The organism is Dankookia sp. GCM10030260, from assembly GCF_042666655.1.
Lineage (GTDB): Bacteria > Pseudomonadota > Alphaproteobacteria > Acetobacterales > Acetobacteraceae > Paracraurococcus.
Genome location: NZ_JBHTDE010000026.1, coordinates 20,895 through 27,493 on the forward strand (window position 1 = coordinate 20,895; position 6,599 = coordinate 27,493).

Sequence of the window (6,599 nt, forward strand, 5' to 3'; positions counted from 1 at the left end):
GAGGGGGCCGGCACGATCATGTCATGCGTGACCGCACTGCTGCTGCAAACCCTCGCCTCGGCCGCCACATCGAAACCCCGGTTGCTGGCGAGGTCGTACGTGCCTTCGTGCCGCCACCCCTGCCGCCCACGCCGCCGATCGACATCCTCTGTCTGCTGCAGCGCCTGAGCCTCGCCGAGCGTGCCCTTGGCCGACTTGACGGCATTACCATGATGCTGCCCCGCCAGGAGCTGTTCCTCTACATGTACGTCCGTAAGGAGGCGGTGCTCTCGTCCCAGATTGAGGGGACGCAATCAACGCTGTCAGACCTCCTGCGCTTCGAGACCGAGGCCCGGGCCGGCGAGCCGATCAACGACATCCGCGAGGTCTCCAACTACGTCGATGCCATGATGCATGGCCTGGAGCGGCTCGAGACCCTACCACTCTCCCTCCGGCTCATCCGCGAGATGCACGCCAGACTGCTCCAGGACGGTCGTGGTGGGACCAAGGCGCCTGGCGAATTCCGCCGATCCCAGAACTGGATCGGCGGCACCCGCCCCGGCAACGCCCTGTTCGTGCCTCCCCCTGTCATTGAACTCGACGGCTGCCTCGCTGACTTCGAGCGCTTCCTGCACGAGGACGCCTCGCAGCTACCGGCTCTCATCAAGGCCGGGCTGCTCCATGTTCAGTTCGAGACGATTCATCCCTTCCTTGATGGGAACGGCCGCATCGGCCGCTTGCTGGTGACACTCTACCTCTGCGTCCACGGCGTGTTGCGACAGCCGCTGCTTTACCTCAGCCTCTATCTCAAGGCGCATCGCGCCGATTATTACCGGCTGCTCCAGGAAGTCCGGGAGAACGGAGCCTGGGAAGCCTGGCTCGAATTCTTCCTCGATGGCGTGGCCGAGACTGCCAACCAAGCCTTCGAGGCGACCTCCCGCATCGTCGCGCTGTTCAAGGAGGACAGGGAGCGGATCACGATCGGGAGCGAGCGCGCCGGATCGGCGCTGCGAGTCCATGATCTACTGCAGCAGAACCCCTTTCTCACGGCCAACCGGTTGGTCAAGGCAACGGGCCTCTCGACGCCGACCGTCAACGCCGCACTGTCGGACATGCAGCGCCTGGGGATCGTTGAGGAGGTGACCGGGCGCCGGCGCGGACGGGTATTCGGCTATCGGGGTTATCTTGCCATCCTCAATGAAGGCACCGCTCCACTGCCGACGGCGGCCTGAATCGGCCAGTCTCATTGGCTTCACACGCGCTCTGCCCCGCTTACCGCGGGTTAGGAGAGGCTTGCCACAATCGCGGTCGGCCGCGGGTTTCCGGTGCGCCGGCGCGGATTCATACGCCGCGCTGCAACCAGCGCCCGGCTTTTCACCGCGAACGCGGACACAGCAGCACTCGACCAGCGCCATCCTCGGCAGCAAAGGCATCAAGAACCTTCCTCAGCGTCCGCACTCCTTGGTCGATGGTCCGCTCGTCGAGGCTGGCATACCCCATGACCAGCCCCGCCGCGTCGGGACGGACTGCCGCTGCAGCGGAGGCATAGAGCGGAGTGATAGGATACACGCCGAGGCCCACCGCATCCGCCCAAGCGATGAGCCCTCTCTCCTGCGTCCTCGGGACCCGGTTCAGCCAGACGACGACGTGCAGCCCGGCATCGGCGCCAACCACTGTCACCGCTTCGCCCAGGGTGATTGACAGGGCAGTCAGCAGGGCCGCGCGTCGCTCGCTGTTCCGGCGGCGAACGCGGCGGACATGCCGCTCGTAGGCACCGCTCTCGATCAGCTCAGCCAAGGCCTCCTGTTCCAGGCTGGCCGAGTGCCGGTCGGTCAGCCTCTTCGCCTTGGCAAAGTCTTCGGATAGCACCGGCGGGACGACGAGGTAGCCGAGGCGGAGCGTCGGCGAGAGCGTCTTCGAGACCGTGCCGAGATAAATGACCCGCCCGGCATTATCCAGCGCCTGCAAAGGCGGGATCGGGGCGATATCGAAGCGGTACTCGCTGTCGTAGTCGTCCTCGATCACATAGGCCCTGCTGCTCTGAGCCCAGGCCAGCAACTCCCGACGCCGCCCCGCCGACAGGACGCCGCCGAGCGGAAACTGGTGGGATGGCGTGGCATAGGCCAGCTGGGCCGCGGGCAGGCTTTCCGTCCGCATCCCGTCCCGGTCCACGGTGACGGGGACCACCTCCGCCCCGGCCGCCAGAAAGACTTGGCGCGCAAGGGCGTAACCGGGATCCTCCATCACGACCCGATCACCCGGGTCGAGCAGCAGCCGCGCGCAGAGGTCGAGACCCTGCTGCGAGCCATTCACCACGATGATCTGGTCCAGATCGCAGCGCAGCCCTCGGGCCCGCCAGAGATAGGATTGGAGGGCCGTCCGCAACTCGGCCGAACCGCGCGGGTCGCCATAGCGGAAGCGCCCCTGACGGCGCAGCAAGGCGGCGCCGACGGCCTTTCTCCAGGCGAGCATGGGAAAGTCGGCAGCGGCCAGATCCCCGTAGCGGAAGTCCGCAACCATCCGACCCGCATCGGACGCGGATGGTAGATTGAACGCCGTCAGCCGCTGACCATAGGCCGAGAGCCGGTCGGGACTCGCCGGAAGCCCGGCCTGGGCGGGCGGTGCGGGCGCGAGGCCAAGCCCCCGCGCCACCTGCGTCCGGGCGCCCTGCCGCGCCTCTAGATATCCCTCCGCGATCAGCTGCTCATAGGCCGCCGTCACCGTCGTCCGCGAGACGCCCCACTCCGCCGCCAGGGCCCTGGTGGAGGGCAGCCGGGCACCGGGGCCGAACCGGCCGGAGGCGATCTGGCTCTTGATCGCCCCGCAGATCCTCTGGGTGATCCGGGCAGTCGCGGGTCTTTCCGGTGCCATGGCGGCAAACTGGTCCAGTCTTTCTGTAGGAAACTGGACGTTCCTTGTGGACCAGCCTCGGGGCAGGGTCCAGGCCAATCCAGGAGCCACGCCGATGTATGTTCCGCCCGCCTTCCGAGAGGACGACCTCGCCGCCCTGCAGGGGATGATCCGGGCGGCCCGCCTGGCGAACCTCGTCACGACGACGACGGAGGGCTTGGTCGCCACGCCACTGCCGCTCCTCATCGTGCCGGAGGAAGGCCCCTGCGGCACGCTCTATGGCCACCTGGCCCGGGCGAACCCGCAATGGAAGCTGCCGCCGACGGGCGACGCCATGGCGCTCTTCATGGGGCCGGAGGCCTATGTCAGCCCCTCCTGGTACCCCTCCAAGCAGGAGCACGGGAAGGTGGTGCCGACCTGGAACTACGTCGCCGTCCATGCCTATGGCCCGGCCGAGTTCTTCGACGACGCCAGCCGCCTGCTGGAGGTCGTGACGCGGCTAACCGACCGGCACGAGTGGCCCCGCGCTGAGCCCTGGGCGGTGACCGACGCGCCAGCGGACTTTGTCCGTGCGCAGCTCCAGGGGATCGTTGGCCTCCGGCTGCCGATCATGCGCATCGAAGGCAAGCGCAAGATGAGCCAGAACCGCAACGCCGCGGACCGGGCAGGCGTGGCCGCCGGGCTTGCCGCGAGCGAGCACGCCGCCGACCTCGCCGCAGCGGTGCTGATCCCGGGCTGAGTGGAGCCAAAGGCACAGATGACAGGCCTGGCCTTGCTCAACGCCCAATCGGCCTGCCGCGCCTGATCGGCGTGGCGATGCTGATTGGGGGTTTTGTGCTGGTCCGGTGCTGACCCGGTTTCTCGACCATCCCGAGTTCCCCCTCAACCAACCAGAGGAGCCAAGCCATGTCCATACCACCCGCGATGTTCCGTGGCCTCTCCGCCTTTCCCATCACGCCCGCCGATCCGCACGGCCGCGTGGACACCGATGCGCTCGTGCGTCTGGTGCAGCGCCTCGCAGCGGCGGAGGTGGATTCGATCGGCCTGCTCGGCAGCACGGGCACATATACCTACCTGGCCCGCGCCGAGCGACGCCGCGCAGTCGAGGCCGCTGCGGGCAGCCTGCGTGGGCGGGTTCCGCTGATCGTCGGCGTCGGCGCGCTCAGGACCGATGACGCGCAAGACTTGGCACGCGACGCAAAGGCGGCGGGGGCGGACGGTCTCCTCCTTGCCCCGGTGTCCTACACTGCGCTTACCGACGACGAGGTCTTCCAGCACTTCGTCGCTGTCGCGGGCGCGACGAGCTTGCCCGTCTGCATCTACAACAACCCCGGGACCACACACTTCTCCTTCAGCGATGCTCTGGTGGCGCGGTTGTCGAAGGTCCCCGGCATCACTGCCGTGAAGAACCCGGCGCCCCCGCCCGCGGAGGCGCGGGCGCGGCATGAGGCGCTCCGCGCGAGGATCCCCAGCAGCTTCGCCATTGGCTACAGCGGCGACTGGAACGCTTCGGATGCCGTGCTGGCGGGCGGCGACGCCTGGTACAGCGTGGTCGGCGGACTGCTGCCCGAGGCGACCTTGAGGCTCCTCCGCGCTGCCCAGGCGGGCGACACGGCCGAGGTGGCGGGCTGGAACGAACGCTTCCAGCCGTTGTGGGAGCTCTTCAAGGAACTGAGCAGCCTGCGGGTGATGTACGCCGCCGCCAACATCCTGGGCCTCTGTCGTGCGGAGCCGCCACGGCCGATCCTCCCGCTCCCTTCCGCCGCTTACCCGCGCGTGGCTGCCGCGCTGAAGAGGCTCGATGCCGATGGCCATTAGTCACGCCCGGCACCGAATGCCGGTCAATCAGCATTCCAACAGAGGCTCATGATCTTGCCCGACCTAACCCAACTCGCCCTGTACCTCGCCGCGGCCCTGCTGCTGGCCGTCACGCCCGGACCGGGCATCTTTTACGTCGCCGCGCGCACGCTCGCCGGCGGCCGTGCGGAAGGCGTGGCCTCCAGCTTCGGCACCGGACTGGGCGGCATGATCCACGTCCTCGCGGGCAGCCTGGGCGTTTCCACCATCGTGCTCACCAGCGCAGAACTCTTCACCGCGCTGAAGCTGATCGGGGCAGCCTATCTGGTCTGGCTCGGTATCTGCACGGTCCAGTCCGCCCGCAGGGAAGCATCGGCAGATCTGGAAGGAGGAGCCACGGCGCCACCGGTCGGTCCGCGGCGAGCATTCCGCGAAGGCGTGCTGGTCGAGGCGCTGAACCCAAAGACGGCTGCTTTCTTCCTGGCCTTCGTGCCGCAATTCGTGGTCCCGGCTGACGGCAACGTCGCTGTGCAGTTCATAGTGCTCGGCTTCGTGTCGGTAGCGTTTAACACTCTCGCCGATATCGCGGTCGCTTTTGCGGCGAGCGGTATACGGGAAGGTGCGACAGCACGTCCCACATTGATCCGCCGCCTCCGAGAGGCGTCGGGTGCCGCGATGATCACGCTGGGCATCGGCCTCGCCTTGGCGAAACGGCCTCCAACCTGATTGCTGGGCGTTGCTGCTCTCACGACCTGTCAGAGAGCTGCTCGGGTTTGTTATTAGCCGTGCCTACGTGGACTTGCACTCTGATGTCTGCTTTTGGTCGGCGGCCAGTGAGTTGCCGATGTCCGGATCGAGCGCGGAGCGGAGATCGACACCGCGAAGCGTCTACAGCCACCCGCCATCCATCTTGTCGGTAGGCCAAGGTACCGCGGGCTGATTGGCCACTGCGCGAGAACAGTCGGGAACTGATGTTGCCAGGAGGCGCGCTCCCACACGCTGTCCGCGCTCCCCGCTCTCCCGCGCTGACCCAGGCGCCCGGTATCACCCGCGATCCACGCTTACAGGGTCTTAAGAGAGGGATGCCACAATTGGTATTGGAAGCCGCCAAGCGGTTGGAATCACGCCCGCGTCTCGTCCACTCCCGGTCCATCATGTCGGGCGCGATGGTGCCAAGACCACGACCGCGCACCTGTGATGGAGCTGAACATCACGGTCGCAACAAAAACCTTTGCATCGGCTTCTTGATGCAAAGGAGAACAGACCATGACAGCTACAATGGGTGACGACGCCCTGACGCAAGTGCTTCGCCAGACGATCCTGGCCTTGGTCCGGCGCAACGAAGCCGATCTTACCAGCCGCCAGTTTGGCGTCTTCCTCACCGTCTATTTGACCGCTGGCCCGCATACGGTGCGCGGCTTGGCGGCGGAGCTCAACGTCTCCAAGCCCGCCATCACCCGTGCCCTGGACCGGCTGGGTGAACTGAGCCTCGCACGGCGCAAGGTGGACCCGATGGATCGCCGCAGCGTGCTTGTGCAGCAGACTCAACAGGGAAGTGCGTTCCTGGCAGACCTGCGCCAGGTCATGGCGGTGGCGGACACGGAGCATCGCACCGCGGCGGCGTGAGCATCAGCGGCGCAACGGCGCTGATTGCTCCCCCATCTCATGTTACGAAGCAGGACCAGCTCCGGCGCTCCCACTTCTGGACGGCAGTGGCACCGCCAAGCGGGCAGGGAAGGGCAGGGACCTCGGGCCTGCCGAGATGCCTGTCAGCCAACACTGAGCCGCCGGATTGCCGTGAACGTCGCACCACTCGGCCTACAGCCATGGCCGTTGAGGTGTTTGGCCCAACTTGAACACCGCCTACTGCGAACTGCCTGATATGGCTTGTGAATTTGGGAAAATCAGGGGCGCGTGGCACTACGCCTGGGTCGCCCCCGGCGTTTGGGCAAAGTGTCGGGCGTTTGCGCTGG

6 protein-coding genes are annotated in these 6,599 nt (G+C 66.9%); 5 read left to right on the forward strand and 1 reads right to left on the reverse strand.

The genetic code is table 11. The features are described from left to right. Window positions 1-23: 23 nt before the first annotated feature. Entirely contained in the window at window positions 24-1,211 is a 1,188-nt protein-coding gene (locus ACFQS7_RS28515; protein WP_380070541.1) for a Fic family protein, read from the forward strand. 142 nt (window positions 1,212-1,353) lie between these two features. On the opposite strand, the gene ACFQS7_RS28520 is transcribed toward ACFQS7_RS28515, so the two are convergent. Beyond that, window positions 1,354-2,850 (reverse strand): PLP-dependent aminotransferase family protein, encoded by a 1,497-nt coding sequence (locus tag ACFQS7_RS28520; protein ID WP_380070542.1) that lies wholly within the window; start codon window positions 2,848-2,850, stop codon window positions 1,354-1,356. A gap of 94 nt (window positions 2,851-2,944) precedes the next feature. Between ACFQS7_RS28520 and ACFQS7_RS28525 the strand changes: the two genes are divergently transcribed. From ACFQS7_RS28525 to ACFQS7_RS28540, 4 genes are all read left to right on the forward strand, one after another. After that, the gene (locus tag ACFQS7_RS28525; RefSeq protein ID WP_380070543.1) at window positions 2,945-3,568 is read left to right on the forward strand and encodes an FMN-binding negative transcriptional regulator; all 624 of its coding nucleotides are present in this window, start codon (window positions 2,945-2,947) and stop codon (window positions 3,566-3,568) included. Window positions 3,569-3,735: 167 nt separating this feature from the next. Then, a complete protein-coding gene (locus tag ACFQS7_RS28530) occupies window positions 3,736-4,647 on the forward strand; it encodes a dihydrodipicolinate synthase family protein (RefSeq protein WP_380070544.1) in 912 nt (303 codons plus the stop codon). 48 nt (window positions 4,648-4,695) lie between these two features. Continuing rightward, a complete protein-coding gene (locus ACFQS7_RS28535) occupies window positions 4,696-5,352 on the forward strand; it encodes a LysE family translocator (RefSeq protein WP_380070545.1) in 657 nt (218 codons plus the stop codon). Between the two features lie 540 nt (window positions 5,353-5,892). After that, complete coding sequence (locus ACFQS7_RS28540; protein ID WP_380070546.1) at window positions 5,893-6,252, forward strand: MarR family transcriptional regulator; 360 nt, start codon at window positions 5,893-5,895, stop codon at window positions 6,250-6,252. The last annotated feature ends 347 nt before the right edge of the window (window positions 6,253-6,599 follow it).